At 49.2% G+C, this 26023-nt stretch carries 21 protein-coding genes and 1 pseudogene; 7 read left to right on the forward strand and 15 right to left on the reverse strand.

Annotated elements, in window-relative coordinates; all coding sequences use genetic code 11:
• The first annotated feature begins 84 nt into the window (after positions 1–84).
• The 3 genes from potA to HV229_RS14860 all read left to right on the forward strand — a co-directional run bounded on the left by potA (position 85) and on the right by HV229_RS14860 (position 3134).
• Positions 85–1221 carry a spermidine/putrescine ABC transporter ATP-binding protein PotA gene (gene potA, locus HV229_RS14850; RefSeq protein WP_181545739.1) on the forward strand — a complete coding sequence of 379 codons (1137 nt, stop codon included), beginning with the start codon at positions 85–87 and terminating at the stop codon, positions 1219–1221.
• Positions 1205–2068, forward strand: coding sequence for a spermidine/putrescine ABC transporter permease PotB (potB, locus tag HV229_RS14855; RefSeq protein ID WP_016150058.1), 864 nt, complete (start codon positions 1205–1207; stop codon positions 2066–2068). The genes potA and potB overlap by 17 nt, the downstream gene beginning before the upstream one ends.
• Positions 2069–2900: 832 nt before the next feature.
• Positions 2901–3134: a hypothetical protein gene (locus HV229_RS14860; protein ID WP_029139493.1), complete on the forward strand. Its 234-nt coding sequence runs from the start codon at positions 2901–2903 to the stop codon at positions 3132–3134.
• 19 nt (positions 3135–3153) lie between these two features.
• Here the strand turns inward: HV229_RS14860 and HV229_RS14865 are convergent, their stop codons facing one another.
• From HV229_RS14865 to cspG, 6 genes are all read right to left on the reverse strand, one after another.
• On the reverse strand, positions 3154–11736 hold the full coding sequence (locus HV229_RS14865) for a glucoamylase family protein (RefSeq protein ID WP_181545741.1): 8583 nt from the start codon (positions 11734–11736) through the stop codon (positions 3154–3156).
• 156 nt (positions 11737–11892) lie between these two features.
• Positions 11893–12057, reverse strand: coding sequence for a YnfU family zinc-binding protein (locus tag HV229_RS26160; protein ID WP_175299807.1), 165 nt, complete (start codon positions 12055–12057; stop codon positions 11893–11895).
• A gap of 695 nt (positions 12058–12752) precedes the next feature.
• Positions 12753–12926, reverse strand: coding sequence for an addiction module toxin, GnsA/GnsB family (locus HV229_RS14870; RefSeq protein ID WP_016152691.1), 174 nt, complete (start codon positions 12924–12926; stop codon positions 12753–12755).
• Between the two features lie 206 nt (positions 12927–13132).
• Positions 13133–13363: a hypothetical protein gene (locus HV229_RS14875; RefSeq protein ID WP_019076503.1), complete on the reverse strand. Its 231-nt coding sequence runs from the start codon at positions 13361–13363 to the stop codon at positions 13133–13135.
• A 73-nt stretch (positions 13364–13436) separates the two neighbouring features.
• Positions 13437–13625 (reverse strand): cold-shock protein, encoded by a 189-nt coding sequence (locus HV229_RS14880; RefSeq protein WP_087121842.1) that lies wholly within the window; start codon positions 13623–13625, stop codon positions 13437–13439.
• A 10-nt stretch (positions 13626–13635) separates the two neighbouring features.
• Positions 13636–13848 (reverse strand): cold shock protein CspG, encoded by a 213-nt coding sequence (gene cspG / locus HV229_RS14885; protein ID WP_016152690.1) that lies wholly within the window; start codon positions 13846–13848, stop codon positions 13636–13638.
• A gap of 1339 nt (positions 13849–15187) precedes the next feature.
• Here cspG and HV229_RS14890 point away from each other — a divergent pair.
• Positions 15188–16273: an FUSC family protein gene (locus tag HV229_RS14890; protein WP_047415355.1), complete on the forward strand. Its 1086-nt coding sequence runs from the start codon at positions 15188–15190 to the stop codon at positions 16271–16273.
• Positions 16274–16476: 203 nt separating this feature from the next.
• On the opposite strand, the gene HV229_RS14895 is transcribed toward HV229_RS14890, so the two are convergent.
• The 3 genes from HV229_RS14895 to HV229_RS14905 form a co-directional block, all read right to left on the reverse strand.
• Positions 16477–16647 (reverse strand): hypothetical protein, encoded by a 171-nt coding sequence (locus HV229_RS14895; RefSeq protein WP_223949811.1) that lies wholly within the window; start codon positions 16645–16647, stop codon positions 16477–16479.
• Positions 16648–16989: 342 nt separating this feature from the next.
• The gene (locus HV229_RS14900; protein ID WP_071600303.1) at positions 16990–17178 is read right to left on the reverse strand and encodes a cold-shock protein; all 189 of its coding nucleotides are present in this window, start codon (positions 17176–17178) and stop codon (positions 16990–16992) included.
• 428 nt (positions 17179–17606) lie between these two features.
• Complete coding sequence (locus HV229_RS14905) at positions 17607–17819, reverse strand: cold-shock protein (RefSeq protein WP_005127641.1); 213 nt, start codon at positions 17817–17819, stop codon at positions 17607–17609.
• Positions 17820–18371: 552 nt separating this feature from the next.
• On the opposite strand from HV229_RS14905, the gene HV229_RS14910 reads away from it, so the two are divergent.
• Complete coding sequence (locus HV229_RS14910) at positions 18372–18584, forward strand: KTSC domain-containing protein (protein ID WP_016152687.1); 213 nt, start codon at positions 18372–18374, stop codon at positions 18582–18584.
• A 139-nt stretch (positions 18585–18723) separates the two neighbouring features.
• Here HV229_RS14910 and HV229_RS14915 read toward each other — a convergent pair.
• Positions 18724–18831 (reverse strand): annotated as a pseudogene (locus tag HV229_RS14915) (antitermination protein); the annotation flags it as partial.
• A 238-nt stretch (positions 18832–19069) separates the two neighbouring features.
• Between HV229_RS14915 and potC the strand changes: the two are divergent.
• A complete protein-coding gene (gene potC / locus HV229_RS14920) occupies positions 19070–19849 on the forward strand; it encodes a spermidine/putrescine ABC transporter permease PotC (RefSeq protein ID WP_003030794.1) in 780 nt (259 codons plus the stop codon).
• 27 nt (positions 19850–19876) lie between these two features.
• On the forward strand, positions 19877–20923 hold the full coding sequence (gene potD / locus HV229_RS14925) for a spermidine/putrescine ABC transporter substrate-binding protein PotD (protein WP_029139492.1): 1047 nt from the start codon (positions 19877–19879) through the stop codon (positions 20921–20923).
• 51 nt (positions 20924–20974) lie between these two features.
• Here the strand turns inward: potD and cobB are convergent, their stop codons facing one another.
• From cobB to lolC, 5 genes are all read right to left on the reverse strand, one after another.
• A complete protein-coding gene (cobB, locus tag HV229_RS14930; RefSeq protein WP_016152685.1) occupies positions 20975–21796 on the reverse strand; it encodes a Sir2 family NAD+-dependent deacetylase in 822 nt (273 codons plus the stop codon).
• A gap of 15 nt (positions 21797–21811) precedes the next feature.
• Positions 21812–22723 carry an N-acetylglucosamine kinase gene (gene nagK, locus HV229_RS14935; RefSeq protein ID WP_016152684.1) on the reverse strand — a complete coding sequence of 304 codons (912 nt, stop codon included), beginning with the start codon at positions 22721–22723 and terminating at the stop codon, positions 21812–21814.
• Between the two features lie 141 nt (positions 22724–22864).
• Positions 22865–24109, reverse strand: coding sequence for a lipoprotein-releasing ABC transporter permease subunit LolE (gene lolE, locus HV229_RS14940; protein WP_016152683.1), 1245 nt, complete (start codon positions 24107–24109; stop codon positions 22865–22867).
• On the reverse strand, positions 24109–24810 hold the full coding sequence (gene lolD / locus HV229_RS14945) for a lipoprotein-releasing ABC transporter ATP-binding protein LolD (RefSeq protein WP_003832278.1): 702 nt from the start codon (positions 24808–24810) through the stop codon (positions 24109–24111). The genes lolE and lolD overlap by 1 nt, the downstream gene beginning before the upstream one ends.
• Positions 24803–26002, reverse strand: coding sequence for a lipoprotein-releasing ABC transporter permease subunit LolC (gene lolC / locus HV229_RS14950; protein ID WP_003030806.1), 1200 nt, complete (start codon positions 26000–26002; stop codon positions 24803–24805). The genes lolD and lolC overlap by 8 nt, the downstream gene beginning before the upstream one ends.
• Between the last annotated feature and the right edge of the window lie 21 nt (positions 26003–26023).

Here is a 26023-nt window from a genome sequence, read left to right on the forward strand (position 1 = left end):
TGCCGTAGAATAACGGCCCTCATTAAGAGTCATCAAGGTGGTTAACCACGAACCCCGCAGCGGTCAGCCATCCGTTGCGTTTACATGGGACAGAGTAAAAAATTGAATAAACAACCGCGTTCGCTTTCTCCACTGGTGCAATTAGCGGGAATTCGCAAAAGTTTCGATGGCAAAGAGGTGATTTCCAGCCTGGATTTGACCATCAATAATGGCGAGTTTCTCACGCTGCTTGGCCCCTCTGGCTGCGGTAAAACAACCGTTCTTCGCCTGATTGCCGGTCTGGAAACGGTTGATTCCGGTCATATCATGTTGGACAACCAGGACATCACTCACGTTCCGGCGGAAAACCGCTACGTGAATACCGTCTTCCAAAGCTATGCGTTATTTCCCCACATGACCGTTTTTGAGAATGTGGCCTTTGGCTTACGCATGCAAAAAACGCCCGCAGCCAACATTACCCCGCGCGTTACCGAAGCTCTGCGCATGGTGCAGCTGGAAGAGTTCGCCCAGCGAAAACCGCATCAACTCTCCGGTGGACAGCAGCAGCGCGTAGCGATTGCCCGAGCGGTGGTCAATAAACCCCGTTTACTCCTGTTAGACGAATCTCTCTCTGCGCTGGACTACAAACTGCGCAAGCAGATGCAGAACGAACTGAAAGCGCTGCAACGTAAGCTTGGTATCACCTTTGTCTTTGTCACTCACGATCAGGAAGAGGCGCTGACCATGTCAGACCGTATCGTGGTGATGCGCGATGGCAAGATTGAGCAGGACGGTACGCCGCGCGAAATCTACGAAGAGCCGAAAAATCTGTTCGTCGCCGGGTTTATCGGTGAGATCAATATGTTTAACGCGACGGTGATAGAACGTCTGGACGAACAGCGCGTTCGTGCTAACGTTGAAGGTCGCGAGTGCAATATTTATGTCAACTTCGCGGTGATTCCCGGACAGAAGCTGCACGTCCTGTTACGCCCTGAAGATCTGCGCGTTGATGAAATCAACGACGACAATCATATCGAAGGCCTGATCGGCTACGTGCGTGAACGCAACTACAAAGGCATGACGCTGGAGTCGGTTGTGGAACTGGAAAATGGCAAGATGGTGATGGTCAGTGAATTCTTCAACGAAGACGATCCTGACTTTGACCACTCTCTCGACCAGAAAATGGCGATTAACTGGGTAGAAAGCTGGGAGGTCGTACTGGCTGATGAAGAACACAAGTAAATTCCAGAGTGTGGTGATCGTCACCATTGTCGGTTGGCTTGTGTTATTTGTCTTTCTGCCCAACCTGATGATCATCGGCACCAGCTTTTTGACCCGCGACGATGCCAATTTCGTCAAAATGGTCTTTACGCTGGAAAACTATACACGCCTGCTCGATCCGCTCTATTTTGAGGTATTGGTTCACTCCCTCAATATGGCGCTGATTGCCACGCTCGCCTGTCTGGTGCTCGGCTATCCGTTTGCCTGGTTTTTGGTGAAACTGCCGGAAAAAGTGCGTCCATTGCTGCTGTTCCTGCTGATTGTTCCGTTCTGGACCAACTCGCTTATTCGCATCTACGGACTCAAAATATTCCTCAGCACCAAGGGCTACCTCAACGAATTTCTGTTGTGGCTCGGCGTTATCGATACCCCCATTCGCATCATGTTTACCCCCAGCGCGGTGATTATCGGCCTGGTGTACATCCTGCTGCCGTTTATGGTGATGCCGCTCTATTCCAGCATTGAAAAGCTCGATAAACCGCTGCTGGAAGCCGCGCGCGATTTGGGCGCCAGTAAACTTCAGACCTTCACCCGCATCATTATTCCGTTAACGATGCCGGGAATTATCGCCGGATGCCTGCTGGTTATGCTGCCCGCAATGGGGCTGTTTTACGTTTCCGATTTAATGGGCGGGGCGAAAAACCTGCTGATTGGCAACGTGATTAAAGTTCAGTTCCTGAACATCCGCGACTGGCCGTTCGGTGCTGCCACCAGCATTACGCTGACCATCGTCATGGGTCTGATGCTGCTGATCTACTGGCGCGCCTCCCGCTTGCTGAACAAGAAGGTTAGCGACATTGATAGTTAACCGATATTACCTAAAAAGTTAAAATGATCATGGCATGCAGTTTACCCTCAAGTAAACTGCATGCCAGGTCACGAACGGGGATAAGATTTGTAAAATCAGAAAGGAATTGTAAACGCGCAAAAATATGCCGTCATGATACGCATGAATTTATTATCGATATTCAAGAAATTGTCTTCTGGATTCATCATCTTCAAGGTACTCAAATGAGAGAAGGCGAATTTTGGTAAGGTTATAAAACCACTCGCAATCGTTTCGTTGAATAATTTCGCCAGGCTTGAAACATATTCCGGATGCTTCCCGGATAATCGCATATTTACCATTATTAAACCTGGCCCTGTGGATACAGAAAGATTGACCAACCTGCCCATGACAGCTGTTCGAAAGGATATGTCCTTCAATAAAAATAGATTTTTTAGATTTCATCATCATATCCTCTCAAACTACAGTACAGGAGCAATATTGTCATTTCCCAACATCACTCACGTTAGGTGGCAGAAGCCGATCAGCCGCCGATACACCAGCATTCTGATGGTCTGAACAACAGCCCGCAGGCAGGGCATTCCAGAACCGCATCTTTTCTTAGTTTACCTGCTTTCTGATCGGCTCTGTATGCGCATACCGGGCAGGCAACATGCACCGGTCTTTCTTTAAAGTGCCTGAGTCCTTTTGTATAAGACATAAATAATTCTCTGAGGAACACAGTAATTATTATACGCCTTAATATAAAAATAACTGGCTTAAGTTATGTTAATTTATGATTAAATCAGGATATCAGATATTGAAAATTAAACGTCTGATTTATGATATAATACCCTTCCGTGAGAAATTTATCATGAAATCAGAAGACACCCTTGACTGGTACCCGGCCCAGTTGCCACCAGTGAAAATTATTCTTGGCGAAGCCGTGCTGGCAGTGGGCAAACAGGGCCGACCTATTAATACCCGAACTTTGCTGGAATACCTTCAGGTCATGCAGGACAAGCAAAAAAAACGAGATGACAAAATCGCCATGCAGACAGCGATTGAGGTTCTCAGGGATAATCAGCGCATTAACGGCAGACGTTAATGCGCGTCTGGACTCAGTGTCAGTTCTGAATAATCTCAACCGTATGGTTTTGTCCATCATCCCGCAGCGGTATTCTGTCATCAGGGAGGAGAGCACCATCCAGTGTAACGCGATATTCTGCATCGCCGCGTGAGACACTAATCTGATAATGGCTTTCGCCATATTGATAAGTCATAGAAAAAGACGGCCACCCATCCGGCAACCGGGCATGAACCGTAAGGTCAGCACCGGAACGTTTTATCCCCAGTAATTCCTCGGTAAGTAAACGCCAGGCCCAGCCTGATGAACCGGTATACCAGCTCCATCCGGCACGTCCGATATGGGGAGCGACGCTGTAAACATCAGCGCTCATGACATAAGGCTCGGCTTTATAGATCCCGACTGAGTTCGCATTCAGAGTATGATTTATCGGGCTGAGCATGGACCAGAGTTGCCAGGCACGTTCGGCATTCCCCATTCGGGCAAATGCCATCACAGCCCAGATAGCGCCATGTGTATACTGCCCTCCGTTTTCCCGCACACCAGGCAGGTAGCCCTGTATGTAACCCGGATTTGGACCGTGCCCATCGAAAGGCGGTGTTAATAGTTTTATCAGTCCCCCCTCGCTATCCACAAGATGCTTATCCAGCGCCTGCATGGCCTTTGCGCACCGTCCCGGGCTAGCGGCCCCGGACAATACTGACCAGCTCTGGGCAATCGCATCAATCCGGCAATCCTGTGATGCTTTCGACCCCAGGGGAGTACCATCGTCAAAATATCCACGCCGGTACCATTCACCATCCCAGGCGTGGGCTTCGAGATTGCTTTGCAGGCGCACAGCCTGTGAACGGCACATTGAGGCGACGCTTTCATCCAGCCTGCGATCAGCCAGCGCCGCAAACCGCTGCAAAATATCGAACAGAAAGAAGCCCAGCCAGACGCTTTCACCCTTGCCGTCGATCCCCACCCGGTTCATGCCGTCATTCCAGTCACCCGCCCCCATCAACGGCAGACCATGCTCCCCGAACTGTTGTCCATACTTAATGGCTTTGACGCAGTGTAACCAGAGAGTCTCTTCGGTACCGCTGATCACCGGCGTATCATAGGCAGACTCTTCACCAGGCTGAAGCGGACGTCCCTCCAGATAAGGAATACGTGTTTCCAGTACATCCATATCCCCCGTCGTTTCAACATAGTGGCAAACGGCAAGCGGAAGCCACAGATAGTCATCGGAACAGCGGGTGCGCACCCCGTTGCCGTGTGGCGGGTGCCACCAGTGCTGTACATCACCCTCAATAAATTGCCGTGATGCACACAGGATTATCTGTTCTCGCATCCGGTTCGGATCAGCATGACTCAGCGCCAGCGTATCCTGCAGTTGATCGCGAAAACCAAATGCGCCGCCGGACTGGTAGTAACCGCTGCGAGCCATCAGGCGGCAGGCTACCGTCTGGTACAATAGCCAGCCATTCACCAGTAAATTTACCGATGTGTCGGGGGTGTTAACCACGATTTTATCGAGCACATTGTGCCAGTGGTTGTGAACCCGGTTCAGCTCCTCGCGGACCGTCTCCTCATTCATATAACGGGCAAGCGTCTCCTGAGCTCGAATATGATTCTCCTCTGCGCCGAGGATAAAAATAAACGTCCTCTGATCGCCATCAATTAATGTTACCGCCGATTGTACTGCCCCGCAGGGATCCAGACCGGCGCCCGTTTTACCTGAAAGCCTGCGTAGCTTCATGACCGACGGGGCGTACAGAGAACCATTACGACCGATAAACTCCCGGCGATCCCCGGTCAACGAACAGTCATTACCGCTGACGGCAAAAAAGGCAGTACGACCGCTACCGTTATCGCCATAAAAGTTGTTCGCCAGCACTCCGCAGCCGCCAGGCGGTCTGGCCGCATGTGTCACAATGTGAGGGGCTGAACGAGTTCGTGTTCCTCCGAGCGTCCACTCCACATAGCCGGTGACGGAAAGTTTTCGTGTCCGCCCCGAAGAGTTACTGAGCGTCAGGAGCGCTAGCTTAACTGGTGCCTCTTCGGCAACCAGGACCGTCAGCTCGCTGTCTATACCATTCTCTCGATGGGCAAACACGCTGTAACCGAAACCATGGCGGGTCAGGTAATCACCATGTCCGCGAACAGGTAAAGCCGTCGGTGACCAACACTCACCACTCTCTTCATCGCGCAGATAAAACGCCTCGCCGCTGCGATCGCTCACCGGATCGTTCTCCCACGGTGTCAACCGGTATTCATGTGCATTCTCATACCAGGAGTAGGCCTGTCCCGCCTCTGAAATCACAGTGCCAAAACGGGCATTTGCCAGTACGTTTGACCAGGGAGCCGGTGTCTGCGCATCTTCCCGCAGGACAATCTGATATTCCCGACCATCCTGAGAAAATCCACCGTACCCATTGAAATGGCATAACTGACTGATATCGGGGCTCCAGTCCGTATGTTGATTACGCTCGCGCACAGCTCGTGGAATGAGTGCTCTGGCCTGAGGTTTAAGGGTGTGAGTACGCTGATTAAGCTGCTCATTGATACTGCCTGTGCGGTCATCAAGATAAAGACAGGCCACGCTCATCAAAAGCAACTTATCCTCAGCAGAGAGATGCTCGCCATTACGAACAAAAATACCGCCCGTTTTGTCCAGCAAACTGGCTTCAGACCCGGCATAAATTAAGTCCATAATCTGATTTTGTAAGCCCTGCTGGTAGCCGCCGGGACTGTTATTCAGGATAACCAAATCAACATCCAGTCCTTTCTGTCTCCAGTAACGGTGCGCCTGAATCAGTGTGGTCACTGAGGCAATACTTTCCTCGCTGGTAATACTGAGCAGCACTATCGGCAGATCGCCTGAAATTGCCCAGCCCCACAGACCGGACTGACCACGCCGGTTGCGGCTGATCGCCTGGCCTTCGGCGCGCAGCTCCTGGACAGGGTAAAGCACCGCGCTGGCAAGACGATTAAACAAAGTGGCATCATCTTCACTGGCGTTCATCTGGCGTAATACCACCAGACTGTGAGACCAGGCCAGTTCAAAGACGCGATCAGCGATAGGGTAATCGCGGTATTTTTCCAGCAACGCCAGGCTCTGCTGGCGGGTCTCGCTGATGCCATAAATGATATCAATCGTGACCGGCTGCCCCGGCTGCAGAGTGATGGTGTGGCGTATTGCCAGGATCGGATCCAGCACTGACCCCGACGTGTTGCTGAGCGCCCCGCCTGCCTTTATTGCCTGGGCATCAGCAGGGTTTCTGCCACGACCAAGAAATTTTTCCCTGTCTGTTTCAAACGAAACGTTATGACGGTTATCGCCATGCACCACCATCATGTGAAACAGGCAGGGACTCGCTTCACCCGGAGAACGCGGGCGCCGGTGGCAAAGAATAGCGTCACGCTCAGGATCCAGTTCCGTCTGAATAAACAGATTGCTAAATGCCGGGTGTGCCAGATCGCTGGCTTCAGGTGCCAGTACTACTTCGGCATAGGTTGTCAGTTCCAGAGAGCGGGGCTGGCGACCACGATGAATCAGTGTGAGCCGTCGCAACTCAATATCATCCTCCGGGGAGATCACAACCTGAGTTTTGACGCTGAGCCCATCGAAAGTGCGTCTGAATTCAGCACTCGCATCGGTGAATATCACTTCCTCGTCATGCCCGCTGGTGTGGGCTGTCGGTTGCCAGGTATTGCTCGACACATTCCCCGTCTGTATATCGCGGATATAGCAGAATGCTCCCCAGTTATCGCGGGTGGTATCACTGCGCCAGCGCGTGAGCGCAATATTATTCCAGCGACTATAGCCGCCGCCGCCCGTGGTCAACATCAGATGATAATGGTTGTTGGACAGCAGTTGAATATCCGGGGCCGGCGTGTCCACGCCATAGAAAATACGGGGTTCATAGCGAACGGGTTTGACCCTGCCCTCATGAGATTCAAAATGACGGCGCGGACTGTACAGATCGACTGCATCCGGCACGCGTTCCTGTAACAGCAGGCTCGCTGATCGGAAGACCGTACTGGACATGAAGCGTTCAGTCATCGGGGCGTCAAGTAGCACATGAGCCAGCGCCTGAAACGCCATGCCCTGGTGATGCGCCATCCAGGACTGAACCACCGCATAGAGCTGACCGGTTGCGAGGCGTGAGGGAGTATAGTCCAGCGCTTCATAAAAACCGTATTCACCATGTGCGCCATTTTTTTGCAGCCTGATCAGGTTCTCACAGGCTTTCTGTGGCGAGACCATCAACGCCAGCAGTGTGGCGTAAGGGGCGACAACCATGTCATCAGCAAGCCCCCTGCGCAGGCCGAGACCCGGCACACCAAATGCCTGATATTGATAATTATGCTGAACATCAAAAGCATGATAACCAGACTCTGAAACGCCCCACGGTACTCCGCGTTCTTTCCCCCAATGAATCTGGCGCATTACCGCCGACTGACTCATTTCATCGAGCAGGCTGCCAGGCCAGGTGGGCATTACCAGATTCGGCATCAGGTATTCAAACATTGACCCGCTCCATGACATTAGGGCTGTTTCATTGTCAATGGTGGTGAACAGTCGCCCAAGCGCGTACCAGCTTTTAAGAGGCAGTTGATTAGTGGCAATGGCAAGAAAGCTGGTCAGGCGGATTTCAGACGGTAGAAGATCGTAGTGGCTCTTGTCAGGCATATTCGTGTCACAGTTATAGCCAACACTGAGCAGACTGGTTGCTTCGCTGTACAGAAAGGCGAAATCCATCCGGGCATGCTCATCCAGCCGTTGTTCAAGTTCAGTGATAATATTGAGTCGCATCCGGGCCTGCTCCGTCGCTGACGCCGGGGGGGTTCCTACACCAGTAAATGTTGCGCGCGCAAGCTCGCACAAAGTCGGCAGCGTCTGTTCGTTCCAGGATGCAGGTAACCAACCAAGCAGCAGCGACCACTCATGGCAAAGCTGAACCAGTTGATGCTCCAGATGTCCTGCCCAACGCATCTGAAGAGGAGATCCCTGATGGCATAGCGTGTTCAGGTGATTGCACTGGGTGCGCATATTTTTCAGCTCGCTGAAAAATGTCTGCGGAGAGAGCGACACCGCGCTCAGACAGTGTTTTCGCAGCAACCGCAAGCTGTCAGGCGGGTTCTGACCCCACTGTTTTTCCAGAATATCCAGCGTATCGTTCAGCCCTGCCAGTATCTGTTGGCGATTTAAAACTGGCTGATGACGCATGGCGGACAGCCCTGCACGCAGTGTCAACAAATGCCCTGCCATGTTGCCGCTGTCAACGCTTGAGATATAGCGTGGGCTGAGGGGGGCCAGCGTACGAGTGTCATACCAGTTGTAGAGATGGCCCCGGTAGTGCTCCATTTTATCCATTGTGTCGAGCGTGAGCGACACGCGCCGGAGCACTTCCCCGCCGGGCAGGTAGCCAAAGTCCCATGCCGTCAGGTTAGCCATGAGGGAAAGACCAATATTGGTAGGAGAAGTTCGATGGGCCACCGTCGGCTGCGGTATTTCCTGGTAGTTATCAGGCGGAAGCCAGTTCTCTTTTTCTGTGGCAAAGGTTTCAAAAAACGCCCAGATTTCACGGCTTGTCTGGCGCAACAGCTGTTTTTGTTCCGGATTGGGCGAAAACACCTTACGCGCAGGCTGGCGACTCAGCCAGCTCATCAGCAGCGGTGCCACACACCATAACAAACCGATCGGCAACGCAATCCCCAGCAGTTGTGGAGCAAATTGTCCGGTCAGTATTATCAGCATCACACCACATGCAACATTCAGCCACATCGCCTGATAAAAACGCGCGACAGTGGGTCCGGCCTGATTGCTGTCCTGGCTGTGGCTGACCCACTGGCTGAGGTGACGCCTGCTGATCCCCAATCGCCATAACGTCACGGCGATCGCTTTTAGCGAATATCCGGCTTCATGCGGCAGTATCGCAAAATTAAGGCCGATACCTGACAAACGCTTCAGCGCGCCCGCCCCTACCAGTAACAGATGCGGCTTCAGGCGGCGACGCAGAGGTTTATGCAGCAGGTCATGGGTGATGCAGAGGATGGTTGGCAACAGCCATATCAGCGACAGTACGCCCAGCCAGTAAACCGGATTAGGTACCCCGAGCAGGGTGAAGAACAGCAATACCAGTAATGAGGGGGCGACCAGACTGCGACGCAGATTATCGAGTAATTTCCAGTAAGAAAGCGCAGTCAGCGGATTCCTGGTCCGGGTTCCATCGGCTCTTCTGACACGTGGTTTCAGCCAGTTAAGCAGTTGCCAGTCACCCCGGATCCAGCGTGAACGGCGTGCAACATCCGACAGATAATTATTCGGGTACTGTTCATAGAGTAACACCTCACTCAGCAGACCCGAACGTGCATAGCATCCTTCGAGTAGATCATGGCTGAGAACCAGGTTTTCCGGGCAGGTGTTGGCCGTGGCCTGCATAAAAATGTCAACATCGTAAATCCCTTTCCCCACGAACGATCCTTCCCCAAAAAGGTCCTGATAGATATCCGAAGACATCATCGAATAGGGATTATTGCCCGGTATGCTGCTGCGCATGGCGGCGTAACGTCCCTGACCGTTGCGTGGTATCTCCTCCGCAAGGCCGGGTTGTAAAATGCCAAATCCTTTGACAACCCTCTGGCGTACCGGATCATACTCTGGCGTATTCAGCGGATGCGCCATCGTCGCGACCAGTTTGTGCGCCGTATCGCGCGGCAGCACCGTATCACTGTCCAGGGTAATGACGTATTTAATGTGGCCCGGTAAAAGGTCAGCAGGCATGTCTGCAACGCTGACGAATTGTGTCCCCGGATGGCGCAACCAGCTGTTCAGTAACGCCAGTTTTCCCCGCTTGCGTTCATAGCCCATCCACGTTCCTTCAGCGGGGTTCCATTCAGGCTGGCGGTGTAGCAGGTAAAAACGTGGGCGGCTGGAGGGATAGCGGCGATTCAGCGCCTGCGTATCAGCGATCGCCTGTCTGAGCAGCATCTGGCTTTCCGGCGAGGGTTCATTTGCAGAATCAGCGAAATCAGTGAGCAGCGCAAACCTGAGATTTTCGTTTTCATTCCCCAACCAGCAGACTTCAAGACTGGTGAGGAGTTGGCTGAAACTTGCGTGGCTGGTCAGCATGCAGGGGATGACTAACAGAGTGGCGCTGTCAGGGGGAATGCCGGTTGAGAAATCCATCCGCGGCAAGGGGCGAGGAACGCGAAAACGGGTGGTGGCGTCACTGAGTAAATCGCTCATCAACTGAGTTACAGCGATAATCAGAGGGAATATCACCGCGATTAACAGCCAGTCTGCGCCCTGCATGGCTGTTTCGTGCAAAATCGCTGCGGTCGTTGCGGTTGTCAACAACGCCAGGCTTCCAAGCCATGACAGCAGGGTTATTCTGTTGAAACTGTGCCGCAAGCGCATGAGCCTTGAGGTGTCTGCTAACAGATGAATTTCCAGCGCCTGCCGACCTTCGCCTGCGAGATAATAACCAACATGATGTTCCAGTGTATCGGGAGCACTGTTTCCTGAAAGCGTCAGCACCCTGTCAGCAACGTCAGGCTCGCTGAGACCACTGTCTCTGGCCAGTACCTCAACAACGTGCCGGTAATGATCCCGGGTATTGAAGTGCATCCGAGGATAGATACCGGCAGGATCATTGCGTAATGCCTGTTCGACGACACTTATCGTTTCGGCAAAATCAGCCCAATCCGTTTCACTCAGTAATCGCAGACCCGCGATGCTGTTACTGACAGATAGCTGGCTGGCGGCAAGCTGTTGATTGAAATTATGTATGAGAACGTCGGTGGTGATCCCCTGTTCCCGAAGGCACTGATCAACCCAGGTCAGAGGTAACGACAGCGCATTGCCATGCCCCTGCAGGCGCCGCACCAGCTCTGCGACAAACGCACTGGTTAACGTAGGTCGGGAGCGTGCCATATCGGCAACCACCATGATTAAATCGCCAGGGGCATTCTCTGCACATCCGAAAATCTTTGTTATCCACATATCAGCCAGCGTTCTGTCCTGCTGCGCTTTGATCACTTCGATACTGATACGACGAAGATTTTCAATCAGCGCCAGGCGCAGCATTCCCGGTAACGCCCAGACTTCACCTAATGTCAGCGGGGTCACCTGTTGATAGGCGGTGAGATAGCTGGTCAGGCTGGCAGCATCCCAGCGCCCGTCACCGTGAGCAATGGCCTCTGATGCAATATTGTAAATTCGTGGGCAATTCAGCGGCGACATCAGCGACGGGAGACCTTTACCAAAGCTTTTCGGCAAGTGCTGGCGGACAGTGCGGATTTGTTCCTCAATCAGATAATAATTGTCCAGCAACCACTCCCCGGCAGGCATGATGCTGGTCTTTTTACCCGCGTTAAGCTCATAACAGCTTTGGGTAATGATGGCCTCATTCTCGCCGAGTCTTTTTAGAAGATAATAAGGATGTTTATCCGGCGATAATTTATGGGTCCGTGCGAGCTTCTGACCGTAGCGTTCCATCTGGGCGGTCGAAAAGAGTTCTGACTGCAGCGTGCTTTCACCGGCAGGATCGTTCGCCGAAAACGTTACGCTTTCGGTAGCATTCATCGGAATATGGGAGCGGTTAAACCACGCCCTGGGGTTCATTTTCATAGCATTGCTCTGATGCAGAGTTAGCATGCAGGAGCAGTTGCGAAATCAGTTCAGAAACGTTCTCTCAGGATGGGCGTAAGGCATCAGGGATTTAACAGCTGCCGGGATTTGACTTAAGTATAGAACACCGGGTTTGGGTGCAACTAAGTGTCAGGGTTATCGTGGTGAAACAAACAGTGTTTTACAGCCAGGGCACAGCATTGTCTGCTTAAGGCGAATTTTAGAAATAGATTGGGATGAACGTAAGCCGCAGGCCGGGCAGATGACAGTAGTCGTCGATACGCCGCCGAGGTACTTCATTGCGTAATCGATGAGAGACATGATGATTACCCTTTCGATGAATGAGATTCACTGTACCACGTTTGGATAAAATTTAACCATTTAATTTATCTTCCTATTTTTTATCCAAAAGGGGGATATCACAGGGTAGATGAAGACGTTTGCCAAGATAGATATTTGCAGCCACAGGGGCCGTTGAGACCGTTGATCCGCCACTCTTGGATACGGCTCTCTGCAGTCCGCTCTGGTATACAATGACCCGCTTCGATATTTTTCCGGGAAATACTATGATATTTACCTTGAACTTTTCCTTTATGCCTTAGTCTAATAATCAAATCCATCTGAAATGAAGAAAATTTATGATTACCAGCCTTTCATTGGTATTTACCGTCATTACCGCTCTGTGCATTATGTTGTTTGCTGCGGTAAAAGTAGGAGTTGGGTTATCTAACAATCCCGACCGAAATGATAATTAACCCATTCGCAGGCTACTACGTCATCCCACTCCCCTCAATGTGATACCCACTGACCACGAAATATTCGACAAGTGCATTCCCTGCCCTGAGCCAGCAGTAGCCCGATAGCGCGGACTGGCATCGGAAAGGCCCCATTAAAAAGTCAGGCCTTGTTCTATGGTTAAAAATGAAGGTTTTGACAACATCCAAATTTTTTGACAGTAATAAAAAAGCATTACCTTTTAAGATAATGCTTTTCATTCAAGCTGGGTCTTTTAACAATTAGATCAATGTAATTTTAATATCATAGCTTTCAAGCCCAGTCATTTTTTCACGAGCAGTAAACTGGATGTCGGAAACTTCTTTTCCTGTCTTTTTTTTGAGTTCAACAATTTTTTTTGTAATGAATTCAGAAATATCCGCTTCAGTTTTTGTTTTTAACTCTTCGACGTTCATTATTTACCTCTCTTGATCTCTAACGTATCAACGCCAAGTATGTAACATTCCCCGTGGAGCACTTATAACAGCGCTGACATGTTTAAAAGATAGAATGGAAAGACTCAATAATCAAGAGGTTGCAGTACAATCTTCATACAAGAAAAGCGCAAAACATCTGCAAACCACTGGACTACTATCTCGGTCGGTAAAGAAACAATCAGATGTCACTTCAAAAGCTTCGATGCTGCCTCGAGAATTTCTTCGGAACTGACATCGCGATCAGAGGCAACATAAACTATTTTATGGTCTCCTGTCAGAGATGGAAATCCTGCTGACATCACGGACAGGTGTGCTTTTTCCCCATTGGGAAACTCACGCATTATCGAAGTAATTCCCTTCATTACGGATACAACAACTGCCGGTTCTGAGTTAAAAAAAACGATTACTTTTTTCATAATGATACCGTGATGGTTCGTACAAAGATGAACGGTTTAGCATACAAAAAAGGCTCCATAAGGAACCTGAACTTTATTTTCTAAAATCTAACAAAGTCTGACCAGAACGAATGTATAGCGCAATATTGTCAAATGTAATCATTACCGATTTGCAAAAAATACATTTTGCTCCGAAAGGATTTTTTTCAGTAACATCAAAGCTCGACGTTCTGTACTGAGATCCGTGGCAACACGGGCATCTGAAGTGAATATGATGTGTAATAACAGTTACCTTATACAACCACGACATTAACTGCTGAGGGGCCTTTAGGTCCCTGTTCAACACTAAACTCAACTTCCTGATTCTCATTCAGCGTCTTGAAATCGTTACTCTGGATAGCAGAAAAGTGTACAAACACATCTTTACTGCCATCTTTAGGGGTGATAAACCCAAAACCTTTTTCAGGATTGAACCATTTAACTAAGCCAGTCATTTTATTAGACATAATTATTACCTTTCTTGAGTAAGCCCTTGGGCAGAATGGTCCGAAAAACTATCAGAGAGAAAAGCCAGCAAGGAAGTCTCAACAGGAACAAGAAATAAAATTAATACAGCACTTGCTTTAGATAAATTCGTTACAAACCAAGAATTCATTAACGCATGATTAACCAAACATAGCAAGATTTAGTTTTATAGGGAAATCGCACATGATTCTTATCATAAAAATGAATTTAAATAGCTTAAATCGAAAATTATGTCATGCTGCTTAAGACCTTTATCTATCACCCTAAGTTTTCAGGGATTTTGACTCACGGAAGAGTCGTATTTCCTCCATCTCAGCATAATATTTAGCTTCTACTACGAAATTTCCGAGCATGTCAGAGAGGATTACAACGTCAGCTCCGGCTGTTTTGCTTTTGGCAGGAACGGCAAGATTTCCGGTGTGCTTTGCGGTATTCAGGCGGCGGGCAAGATTTGTGGTATCGGTGTGCGGCTGGCAAAGAGTAACAGACAGGATAGAAAAAGCCGCATATGGCTGCCTGGGTTATATTTATCAGTAGATTGATCGCGTCTTAATGCCCGGCTGACACTAAGCTCACCATAACAATGCAAAAATCCTATTGTTGGTGCAAACGCACCGTCATAGCGCATCACTGAAACAATATGAAACAATCAAACAATCAATGCCCATGCTTTTTTGTTTGTTGTTGACATTTAAATCTGCCATTAATTAGGAACCGAATCTGTGGAGGATATTTATGCTCAAACTTTTCCATTACCATTCTCAATACTGGATATTTCTCGCACTTGCACTTTCTGTTTACGTAGTTGCTTTTCGATAACACATGAATAGGTTGTGTACTGCTTCCATCTAATGTAGCCAGAACTTATATCTCATGAGCTTTGGTCCGGGCCTTAGCTCATCAAAGTGCATATGTTATAAATATAATGATACCGTTGCTGATATAAAGCCGTGCACAGAAACCATCTGACCTGTTTTGATTAGACTTATAACAACCTGTAAAAGAAAACGTTTTAAACATGCTAACCAGTATTTTGGAAGTCCACAACTTTTTAATATCTGTCAAAGTCAACATGTTGAATTTAAATCATGGGCCACTCAATATGTGTAGAACCGCTTACCACCATAATGGCAAATCCACAGATAATGTGGGCATTAAAAATCACCTCTTCTTTCGCTACTGCATTAGCAATTGATTAACAATAACCTATGTCAGGCATTGCCCTCCTTTTTTATAAGTTAAAAAAGTAAGACGAGTTTATTTTTTCAGTGTATATCTGAACATTCTTTATAATTCTGTCTATGTTAAAGATTTTAACCAATGAAAAACAATATTTTTTCCATTGAACGGAATAAACCGATAAGTCCTTTAGAACTTAAGATTTACCGCAACTATCGCGTAGTTCATGGGATCCGTATTGCTTTAGCTTTTGTTATAACTTTCTTACTGATAAGAATGTTGAATTTACCAGACCACTCCTGGCCCCTGATTACACTGGTTGTGGTCATGGGACCAATTAGTTACATGGGCAATGTGATACCCAGGGCACTTGAACGTATGGCGGGAACTGTAGGGGGTGCGATTTTGGGGATCATCGCATTACACATTGAAATGTACTCTCTCACTATGATGATGCTGTGGTGTGGATGCGCAGCTTTCCTTTGTGGTTTTCTGGCCATGAGTAAACGTCCCTATGCCGCATTATTGATTGGTATCACGCTGGCGGTTGTCAGCAGCGCTCCTGCAGGAGACTTACAAACAGCATTGTGGCGAAGCACCAACATTATTATAGGATGCATTCTGGCGATGTTGTTTACCAGCATTTATCCCCAGAGAGCATTCATTAACTGGCGTATACAACTTGCTGACTTTCTTTCTGATTATCTAAAAATAACAACTGCGGGAGTCTCCCGAAACGTTCTTGCGCCCCCGAGAATGGCCAAACTTCAAACGCGAGCGCTGAATAATGTAGTAAAAATGCGCAGCCTTATTACACCAGTAAATAAAGAAACAAAGATTGCGAAGAGTCTACTTGAAGATATTCAATCGATAACCCGCGATATGATAGCGGCGCAAAAATTTCAGATAAATGCCCACTGGGCATCTCGTGGCAGTCGATTTCTCATATTGAATACTCATACGCTGTCAGATATGGAACAAATGACCCGTAGCACCCTCAACACCCTCGCACATGCCTTGCATGAAGGAAACCCAACGCCGATAGCATCAAATAGCGAGCATCTTCTCGAAATTACTAAAGAGTTGCATTGTCTTTTACTCGCCAATGAGGGCGAGGAAATCATTGAAAGCGCCGTTCACGGATATGTCTGGTTGAGCATTCAACTTGCTATTCAACTTGAAGCACTATCAACCCTAATCACAAAAGCGCTTACAGAAAATAATTGATTTCAATGTCAACCGACAAATATGTAATCATTATTGCTTCACACCGTCCAGATATCACAACCTATCTTTTGGTAATGAAAAAGGCCCATTTTATTATGTGGGCCAGAAAAGAAGAGTTTTGCACTACCAGGCTGGATGCCTCTCAGTAGGTCTTTGATTGAGAAACCATAATCCGTGAGCACCGTAGGTGATTTATAACACGTTTACAGAACAGATTTTTTCCTGATAAATATCAATATTTCTCTTATCTCATCGGCCTCTTGACCGTGCAAGGCATGACTTTTCCGTTCGAGCAAATCAATGATATTCCCTGTCGTAACCCTTTTGCCATTTTCAAGTAGCTGGATAACTGTTTCACCAATTTCCTGGGCCATAATATGGTTTTGTATGATTCTCAATGCGTTGCCCTTTATATGGTTATTAGTAATACCGTTACACATCAGACATGATGTTAATAGCAAAACAAAAAATACAATTCTTTGCCCAACTTACTTGTATGTTGCACGGATAACCCTGAAATGACAAAACCCCGTTAGAACGAGGTTTTTATTCATGGTGTAACCATAGAGGATCAAACCCTCGTCTCCTGCAAATTCAAAAGTCGCCCGCTCAATTCGATGAGATAGTAGCAGACTGACTACCCTTGTTGGACTTAAACCAGTGCCTGGCAATGATAATGAATCTTGCCGCCTTAACTGGAAGGTCAGAGCCAAATGTTACTTTCGCAACACCTGTTCATTTGATTTACTGGAAGTATATGGCGCATAGTTATCAGGTGTGATCATTGATGATTTACAAAAAATACACTTTGCACCAAAGGGATTTTTCTCAGTCACATCAAAATGGGAAGTTCTGTACTGTGACCCATGACAACAAGGGCACTTAAAATAAATATGGTCGGTCATGATGTTAGCCTTTATTTGCTACAACACTCACTACCGCAGTGATATCCAAAAGATCTATTTAACTATTAATTTCTCTTGGTTTTCAGTATCAGGTTACAACTCACTATTAAAAGCAATAAAAAATAAATATTTCTTATCAGTTCACATGAGGAATCTAAAATAATATAATTTTCTTTATATTATAGCACCAGCGATTTTTGGGATGTTGTTAGCTTTTACGAATGCACTTAAGCGTGCAAGAAAAACTACAGAGGTAAAACAACAAATGACATTCATAAAATAATCATTTTAACTGTTCTACCCAATGATTAGACTCAGACATCTGTTCAGCTTTATGTCGACAGATGTTGAGTTTCTGAAAAACTAATATATCTACTCAGGCATTCACCGTCTTCGCTATCGTATATTAGTTTACATCAGGAAAAATATCAGGCAGCTACAACGTTTTCAGCTGACGGCCCTTTTGCACCAGCAGTAATGCTGAACTCAACTTTTTGACCTTCATTCAGCGTTTTAAAGCCACCACTCTGAATAGCAGAGAAGTGTACAAACACATCTTTACTACCATTGTCAGGGGTAATAAAACCAAAACCTTTAGACTCGTTAAACCATTTTACTAAACCAGTCATTTTATTAGACACAGGTAATTCCTTAAATTCTATGTAGCCTTACGGCGAAAAGGGCTTCGCACACAATCTAATTAGTAACGATAAGAAGGCTCAAAAGAAAGGATTATCTGTGGATAACGCTTGAGATGAGAACTGCTTTACTAAACCGCTTTAATGGGTCTGTGTACCTAACCAACCCCTCATTAATCACACACCCCACAAACAATAGCAAGTTATTTTTTCATTTAATTTTTCGCAAAATCTTAGAAATGGAAACTGAGACAGCATAATCAAAGAGTTCTGTTCACCCGCAATAACATACAGCCGGTCGTCCCCTGGATAACGAAAAATAAAATAAAATATATTTATCAGTCACTTAAAGGAAATCCCATTTCAATCCGTAAAAATCCAGCAACGAATTTTCGTGCTATTTTTCACAACTGAGGAAATTAAAGCAACAAAGAAAATCATTTCATCCAACCAGTAAATTCTGAAACAGCCATAACATTTACAAAACTATGCTCCTTTTGTTTCATATCAGTGTATTATCAGAGAAGGAAAATTAAAAAATTTGAAGGAGAAAAAATGCAACGACAGGCAATGATTTCATCAAAAATAAAATTTATTGGTTACTACCCATTAGAAAAGATACTGGAGATTGGGTTCGTAAATTCTTCAACTTTCCAGTATGTGGGCGTTCCTGAAAGCATCTATAACTCTTTTCTCACGGTGCAATCTAAAGGCCGTTTCTTTGACGGTGTCATTAAAGGTAAATTCTTGTGTCGTAAAACAGGGTGATTCAAGAAATTTACGCTGTAGATAGCGTAAAACGCCGTTCTGGTGTTTTCTGTTTTTTGTTACCACCGGGCCAGGAAATTGATATCCAAAAAACCACTATTCCCGTCAATTTCGTTACCCTTCGTTAAGCATGCTCCCTGCAGCGTTCACAGGTTTCAAACACTGGGACGCCATGCTCTTTCGTGGCTTTGCAGTCAAGTACCTCCCCTTTACCACTACAGCGGTAGCGTGCGCTAATTGTTCCCTGAACCGATTGCTATACCGCCACTCGCAGTCAGCAATGGGTAAAGCGGGTCATTTAAATGGCCTTTTTTTCCCGATCATCCTAAAAATTGTTGTAAAATTCGCGGCCTTAGTGATAGCTGCTTCTTTTTGGCTATCTGTTTTGGCGGGAAGTTTTGGAGAGATTTTGGAGAAGAGAAAAAGTTGATTATTTTCAATACTCTGAAAACATCGCGCCTTCTGAACAAGAAGGTGAAACGCGAATGATCGGTCGGCTGCTCAGAGGCGGTTTTATGACCGCCATCTACGCGTATCTGTATATTCCAATCATTATTTTGATTGTGAACTCCTTTAACAGCTCGCGCTTTGGCATCAACTGGCAAGGTTTTACCACCAAATGGTACGGCCTGCTGATGAACAACGATAGCCTGCTACAGGCAGCGCAACACTCGCTGACGATGGCGGTGCTATCCGCCACGTTTGCCACGCTGATCGGTTCACTCACAGCGGTTGCACTTTACCGCTACCGTTTTCGCGGTAAACCGTTTGTCAGCGGCATGCTGTTCGTGGTGATGATGTCGCCGGATATCGTAATGGCGATTTCTTTGCTGGTGCTGTTTATGCTGATCGGCATTCAACTGGGTTTCTGGTCACTGCTGTTCTCGCATATCACTTTTTGTCTACCTTTTGTGGTGGTGACGGTTTACTCACGTCTGAAAGGTTTTGATGTACGAATGCTTGAAGCCGCCAAAGATCTCGGCGCCAGTGAAGTGACTATTCTGCGCAAGATTATACTGCCTTTGGCAATGCCTGCAGTGGCTGCCGGCTGGTTGCTGAGCTTTACGTTGTCGATGGATGATGTCGTCGTGTCGTCCTTCGTTACCGGGCCTGGTTATGAAATTTTGCCGTTAAAAATCTACTCAATGGTAAAAGTCGGCGTATCACCAGAGGTGAACGCGCTGGCGACCATTTTGTTGGTTCTGTCGCTGGTTATGGTGATTGCCAGCCAGCTTATTGCACGTGATAAAACCAAGGGCCGCTAAGGCCCTTAATTCAGGGGACGTTAAATGATGAAAAAATGGTCACGCCACCTGCTCGCGGCGGGTGCTCTGGCACTGGGCATGAGCGCCGCTCACGCTAATGACAACAACACGCTCTATTTCTATAACTGGACCGAATATGTCCCGCCTGGACTGCTGGAGCAGTTCACCAAAGAGACCGGCATTAAGGTTATCTATTCGACCTACGAGTCGAACGAAACCATGTACGCCAAGCTCAAAACCTATAAAGACGGCGCATACGATCTGGTGGTTCCGTCCACCTATTACGTCGATAAAATGCGCAAAGAAGGCATGATCCAGAAGATCGACAAGTCGACGTTGACCAACTTCCACAACCTCGATCCGGAAATGCTCAACAAGCCATTCGACCCCAACAATGACTACTCTATCCCGTATATCTGGGGTGCGACGGCCATTGGCATCAATAGCGATGCCATCGACCCGAAAACAGTAACCAGCTGGGCCGATCTGTGGAAACCGGAGTACAAAGGTAGCCTGCTGTTAACGGATGATGCGCGTGAAGTGTTCCAGATGGCGCTGCGCAAGCTGGGATACTCCGGCAATACCACCGATCCTAAAGAGATTGAAGCCGCCTATAACGAATTGAAGAAGCTGATGCCTAACGTCGCGGCATTTAACTCTGACAACCCGGCCAACCCGTATATGGAAGGCGAAGTCAATCTGGGGATGGTGTGGAACGGCTCCGCGTATGTGGCGCGTCAGGCAGGTACACCGCTGGAAGTGGTATGGCCGAAAGAAGGTGGGATTTTCTGGATGGATAGCCTGTCTATTCCAGCAAACGCAAAAAATAAAGAAGGTGCGCTGAAGCTGATTAACTTCCTGCTGCGCCCGGACGTGGCGAAAGAAGTCGCGGAAACCATCGGTTATCCGACGCCAAACCTGGCAGCACGTAAGCTGTTAAGCCCTGAAGTCGCGAACGATAAAACCCTCTACCCTGATGCAGAAACCATCAACAAAGGGGAATGGCAGAATGATGTCGGTTCCGCCAGCGCTATCTATGAAGAGTATTATCAGAAGCTGAAAGCAGGACGTTAATTCAGCGTTGTAAGGAATGCCCGATGGCGCTGCGCGTATCGGGCATAAAAATCACAGTCCTTTCAATAATTTCTCAACAAACTCAGGCACCACCTGGCTTGCCGGACCGTAATACTTCTCTTCAAACTCGCTTCCTACCTGGCTCGGTTCGAGATTTAGCTCTACCGTATGCGCCCCATGTAGTCGAGCTTCATGCACAAACCCCGCTGCCGGGTATACATGGCCCGATGTACCAATCGCAATGAACACATCGGCCATTGCCAGTGCCATATAAATTTCATCCATGCCCAGCGGCATTTCACCAAACCACACCACGTGCGGGCGCAGCGGCGCCGGAAACTGGCAACAATGGCATTTATCTTCCGCAGTCACATCGCCAGTCCACTCCAGAATCTGCCCGCTTTGCGAACAGCGAACCTTGAGCAGTTCGCCGTGCATATGGATTACGTTCTGGCTGCCCGCACGTTCATGCAGGTTATCAATGTTCTGCGTCACCAGTAAAAAACGGTCACCCAGCTCGGCTTCGAGTTTTGCCAGCGCGATATGCGCCGCGTTAGGCTGGATTTCTGATTGTTGCAACTGATGACGACGGGCGTTATAAAACGACTGGACCAGCTGCGGATTACGACTAAATCCTTCCGGAGTCGCAACGTCCTCTACCCGATGTTCTTCCCAGAGACCATCCGCCGCGCGAAAGGTTCGAATTCCTGACTCAGCGGAGATTCCCGCTCCCGTCAGTACCAACACTCTTGGTTTTTCCATCAATTCAGGCACCACTCTGTCTCTGAAAAAGATTCGTTGACGCAGGCGATCGCGCATATGGCGTTTATTTTTACGAAAGCGGCTTAACCGATGACCCCGGCGCGACAGCATAACAACCTCTTTGTATTAATCGGTAAGATGTAGGAAAGCGGCTCCGCGCATCCCGCCCGCATCACCGTGTCGCGCCTGCTCAATACGCGGCACCCGGGCAACCGGCAGCAGATGACGTGGCAGTCGGTCCGCCAGTTGCGTCGTAATAGCGGTAAAATTCGACAAGCCTCCGCCAATCACCACCAAATCAGGATCGACGATAGTCAGGATATTCCCAAGGCACACCGCCAGCAAATCCAGATAGCGTTCAACATGGGCACGTGCTTGTTCATCACCCTGCTCCCACAGCGCGATAATTTCACGGGCATCCAGCGATTGATGGTAGTAATGCTGATACAACCACGCAAATCCACCGCCGGAAAGATAGCTTTCGATGCATCCCAGTTGACCGCACCCGCAGCGGCGCAATGGGAAATCAAAGCCCATCAACGTCAGCGCATCGACTGGCAAACGGATATGACCAAACTCGCCGGTGATATAGCTGCGCCCGGTGATGGATTTCCCGTTAAGCACCAGACCGCCGCCAACACCGGTGCCGAGGATCAACCCCATCACGAGTGGATATTGGGTGAACTCGTCATCCCAGGCTTCGGAGAGGGCAAAACAGTTAGCATCGTTATCCAGACGCACATCGCGGTCAAGGCGAGCGCTGAGATCGGCGCGGAGTGGCTTACCACTGGCAGCAGGAACGTTGGCCGCATACAGCGTGCCGTCTTCCGTCTCCGGCATGCCAGGAATGCCGATGCCGACCGAACCTTTAACGCCGAACCGCTGGTCCGCTTCCGTCACCAGATTGCAGACCGCATCAAGGAAAGCGTCATAGCTGTCGCGAGGCGTAGGGACGCGTGTTTCCCATTGCAAACGACGTTGCTTATCAAATACGCCCAGCGCAATTTTGGTCCCGCCGATGTCAAATCCGTAATACATCACCGCTCCTTGATACACGTCATCCTTCAAGATGCCTTGGGGTTGGCTGCGCCCTCACCCTCCAGTCACATCGTTATCTATGCTCATGGAGATTTCGGTTTGCCGCCTTACCGCCGCATGAATGCTTTCGTGTATATATTGTTATTGGCCGCTAAGTACTCTCGCAGGATCAATATTGCTGGCGCGACGCGCCGGATACCAACTTGCCAAAAGACTCAGCACGAGTGCTGTCACCAGCACGTAAATCACATCCAGCCAGTGTAATTCCGATGGCAGGAAGTCAATGAAATAGATATCGCCGGACAGGAACTGATGGCCGATAAGCGCCTCAATCCCGTTAATGATCGGCGTCAGTTGCAGCGAGACAACCACCCCAATGACGACGCCTATCAGGCTACCGAACAGCCCCGCCAGCAGGCCGTACCAGACAAAAATGGCACGGATAAGGCCATCTTTAGCCCCAAGGGTTCTTAATACCGCAATATCGCCGCTTTTGTCTTTTACCGCCATCACTAACGTGGAAACGATATTAAAACAGGCCACGCCAATCACCAGCACCATCGCCAGATACATAATGGCGCGGATCATCTGGATATCGCGATACATATAACCATAAGTACCGATCCAGCTCTTAATGTACACATAGTTATTGGTGACTTCACCCGCGTCTCGCACCAGCTTATTGGCGTTAAACACGTCGTTCACTTTCAGCGCGATCCCGGAAACGCTGGATCCCATATCCAGGTATTGCTGCGCATCTTCCATTGGGATCATGGCAAAGCTGTGATCGAGCTGACCGCTCAGTTGCAGGATCCCCGTGACGTGCAAACGCACGCGTTTAGGCTGCTGTAACTTATGATCCGCACTGGCGTTAGGGATCATAATCGATACCCAGTCGCCCTGCTTCACCTTCAGCGCATCGGCAATTCCCTTACCAATAATGATTTGTTGCTCACCCGCTTTGAAATTATCCCATGCGTGGTTTTGCACAAACGAGGGTAGCGCGCTTAAACGCTGCTCCTGCTGCGGATCAACGCCCTTCACCTGCACTGCGCGTAGGTTCGCCCCACTCTCCACCAACCCGGTAAAGTTAATATAAGGCGCCGCAGCAGCAATGCCTGGTACCTTCTGTACCTTGTCGAGCGCTTCCTGCCAGTTGTTCCACGGCTGATTCACGGCTTCAATCTCACCGTGCGGCACCACGGCCAGAATACGGTTGTTAAGCTCACGCTCAAATCCGTTCATGGCGCTTAAGCCGACGATCAACACCGCGACGCCCAACGCAATGCCAACGGTGGAAATCACGGAAATCAGCGAGACCATGCCGCCGCGCCGCCGACCACGGCTAAAACGCAGACCAATCAATAACGATAAAGGCGAAGCCATTACTCAGCTCCCATCAGGCTCAGTTCAGCCGTCAGGCGACCATCGCGCATTTCAAGCTGGCGGCTCATGCGCTTCGCCAGTTGCAGATCGTGTGTCACCACCAAAAATGCCGTGCCCTGAGAGCGGTTCAGCTCACCCAGAAGCTCGAAAATGCTGTCCGCGTTACGCGCATCAAGGTTACCCGTTGGCTCATCCGCCAGTACCAGGCGCGGGTTATTCACCAGCGCACGAGCGATGGCCACGCGCTGGCGTTCACCGCCTGACAGTTCAGACGGACGATGGCTGGCACGATGGTCCAGCCCTACTGCTTTCAGCATATCCCGTGCGCGCTCGGTGATTTCAGCCGGTTTTTTCTTGCCGATCAGCAACGGCATCGCCACGTTTTCCAGCGCGGTAAAGTCCGGCAGCAGATGGTGGAACTGATAAATGAAGCCCAGCTTCTGATTACGCAGTTCCGCTTTCGCCGCCGACGAGAGTTTGCTCATCGGCTGACCGCTAAAAATGACATCGCCGGAAGTTGGCGTATCCAGCCCGCCTAACAGATGCAGCAACGTACTCTTACCGGAACCGGAGCTGCCGACAATCGCCATCATCTCACCTTCACCGACGCAAAAACTGACATCGTGCAGTACATCGGTCTGCACTGTGCCTTCCTGATAGCGTTTGCACAGGTTGTCGCATTGCAACAGGATCTTATTCATAACGTAAAGCCTCAGCGGGTTGAGTGGCGGCAGCGCGCCAGGAAGGATAAAGCGTAGACAGCAGCGCGATGGCCATCGCCACCAGCGCAATGACGATAACCTGCAGCGGTTCAATGGCGACCGGCAGCGCAGCCCCATCCAGAAGCACACCGATAATTGGCATCAGGTTGTTCAGTTGACTGGCGAGTAATGCGCCCAGCACCGCGCCCAGCAGCGCGCCGATAATCCCGGCACTGGCCCCCTGAACCATAAACACCATCATTATCTGCCGCGGCGTCAGCCCCTGCGTTTGTAGAATCGCCACTTCCCCTTGCTTCTCCATTACCATCAGACCCAGCGAGGTAATAATATTAAATGCCGCCACCGCCACGATCAGGCTAAGCAGCAGCCCCATCATGTTTTTCTCCATACGCACGGCCTGGAACAATTCCCCTTTGCGCTCGCGCCAGTCCTGCCATTTGGTGCCTTGCGGCAGCGTTTGCTGGCTCAGCGTATCAACCTTTAACGGTTCGTTGAGCCACAGACGCCAGCCGGTAATATTGCCCACCGGGTAACGCATCAAACGTGACGCATCCTGGATGTTGGTCAGCATCTGGTAGCCGTCGACTTCGCTGTTGGCGGCGAAGGTGCCAATTACCGTAAACAGACGCTGGCTCGGCAGACGCCCCATGGGGGTAAACTGGCTGGCTGAGGGCACCATCACGCGAATTTGATCGCCACGATTAACACCCAGTTGCCCGGCAAGCTGCTCTCCGAGGATGACATTATACTTACCCGGCTGCAGATCTGTTTGCTTCACATTGACCAGATATGGCGTTAATGGATCTTTTTGCGCCGGGTCGATACCCAGCATCACGCCGACTGCCACGCTACGCGCACTTTGCAGTACCACATCCCCCGTGGTTATCGGTGCAACGCGGTTGACGCCGTTCAACACCACCGCTTTTTCCGGTAGCTGTTGCGGGTTTAGAGAACCCTGTTCAGACGAGAGGACGGCCTGAGGCATCAGGCCAAGAATATTGTTTTGCAGCTCGCGCTCGAAACCGTTCATCACCGACAACACCGTAACCAGCGCCATTACCCCGAGAGTAATGCCAATGGTGGAGAGCCAGGAAACGAAGCGACCGAAGCGATCTGCTGCACGCCCACGCATATAACGCAGGCCGATGAATAGAGCGACAGGTTGGTACATGAAATCCGTCTGGTTGCTGTT

Source organism: Citrobacter sp. RHBSTW-00524, from assembly GCF_013747755.1.
Lineage (GTDB): Bacteria > Pseudomonadota > Gammaproteobacteria > Enterobacterales > Enterobacteriaceae > Citrobacter > Citrobacter braakii.

Bases quoted from the DNA above. Each gene is read 5' to 3' on its own strand.
- potA (WP_181545739.1), top strand. From the start codon at position 85: ATGGGACAGAGTAAAAAATTGAATAAACAACCGCGTTCGCTTTCTCCA.
- potB (WP_016150058.1), top strand. From the start codon at position 1,205: ATGAAGAACACAAGTAAATTCCAGAGTGTGGTGATCGTCACCATTGTC.
- HV229_RS14860 (WP_029139493.1), top strand. From the start codon at position 2,901: ATGAAATCAGAAGACACCCTTGACTGGTACCCGGCCCAGTTGCCACCA.
- HV229_RS14865 (WP_181545741.1), bottom strand. From the start codon at position 11,736: ATGAAAATGAACCCCAGGGCGTGGTTTAACCGCTCCCATATTCCGATG.
- HV229_RS26160 (WP_175299807.1), bottom strand. From the start codon at position 12,057: ATGTCTCTCATCGATTACGCAATGAAGTACCTCGGCGGCGTATCGACG.
- HV229_RS14870 (WP_016152691.1), bottom strand. From the start codon at position 12,926: ATGAACGTCGAAGAGTTAAAAACAAAAACTGAAGCGGATATTTCTGAA.
- HV229_RS14875 (WP_019076503.1), bottom strand. From the start codon at position 13,363: ATGAAAAAAGTAATCGTTTTTTTTAACTCAGAACCGGCAGTTGTTGTA.
- cspG (WP_016152690.1), bottom strand. From the start codon at position 13,848: ATGTCTAATAAAATGACTGGCTTAGTTAAATGGTTCAATCCTGAAAAA.
- HV229_RS14890 (WP_047415355.1), top strand. From the start codon at position 15,188: ATGAAAAACAATATTTTTTCCATTGAACGGAATAAACCGATAAGTCCT.
- HV229_RS14895 (WP_223949811.1), bottom strand. From the start codon at position 16,647: ATGGCCCAGGAAATTGGTGAAACAGTTATCCAGCTACTTGAAAATGGC.
- HV229_RS14900 (WP_071600303.1), bottom strand. From the start codon at position 17,178: ATGACCGACCATATTTATTTTAAGTGCCCTTGTTGTCATGGGTCACAG.
- HV229_RS14910 (WP_016152687.1), top strand. From the start codon at position 18,372: ATGCAACGACAGGCAATGATTTCATCAAAAATAAAATTTATTGGTTAC.
- potC (WP_003030794.1), top strand. From the start codon at position 19,070: ATGATCGGTCGGCTGCTCAGAGGCGGTTTTATGACCGCCATCTACGCG.
- potD (WP_029139492.1), top strand. From the start codon at position 19,877: ATGAAAAAATGGTCACGCCACCTGCTCGCGGCGGGTGCTCTGGCACTG.
- cobB (WP_016152685.1), bottom strand. From the start codon at position 21,796: ATGCTGTCGCGCCGGGGTCATCGGTTAAGCCGCTTTCGTAAAAATAAA.
- nagK (WP_016152684.1), bottom strand. From the start codon at position 22,723: ATGTATTACGGATTTGACATCGGCGGGACCAAAATTGCGCTGGGCGTA.
- lolE (WP_016152683.1), bottom strand. From the start codon at position 24,109: ATGGCTTCGCCTTTATCGTTATTGATTGGTCTGCGTTTTAGCCGTGGT.
- lolD (WP_003832278.1), bottom strand. From the start codon at position 24,810: ATGAATAAGATCCTGTTGCAATGCGACAACCTGTGCAAACGCTATCAG.
- lolC (WP_003030806.1), bottom strand. From the start codon at position 26,002: ATGTACCAACCTGTCGCTCTATTCATCGGCCTGCGTTATATGCGTGGG.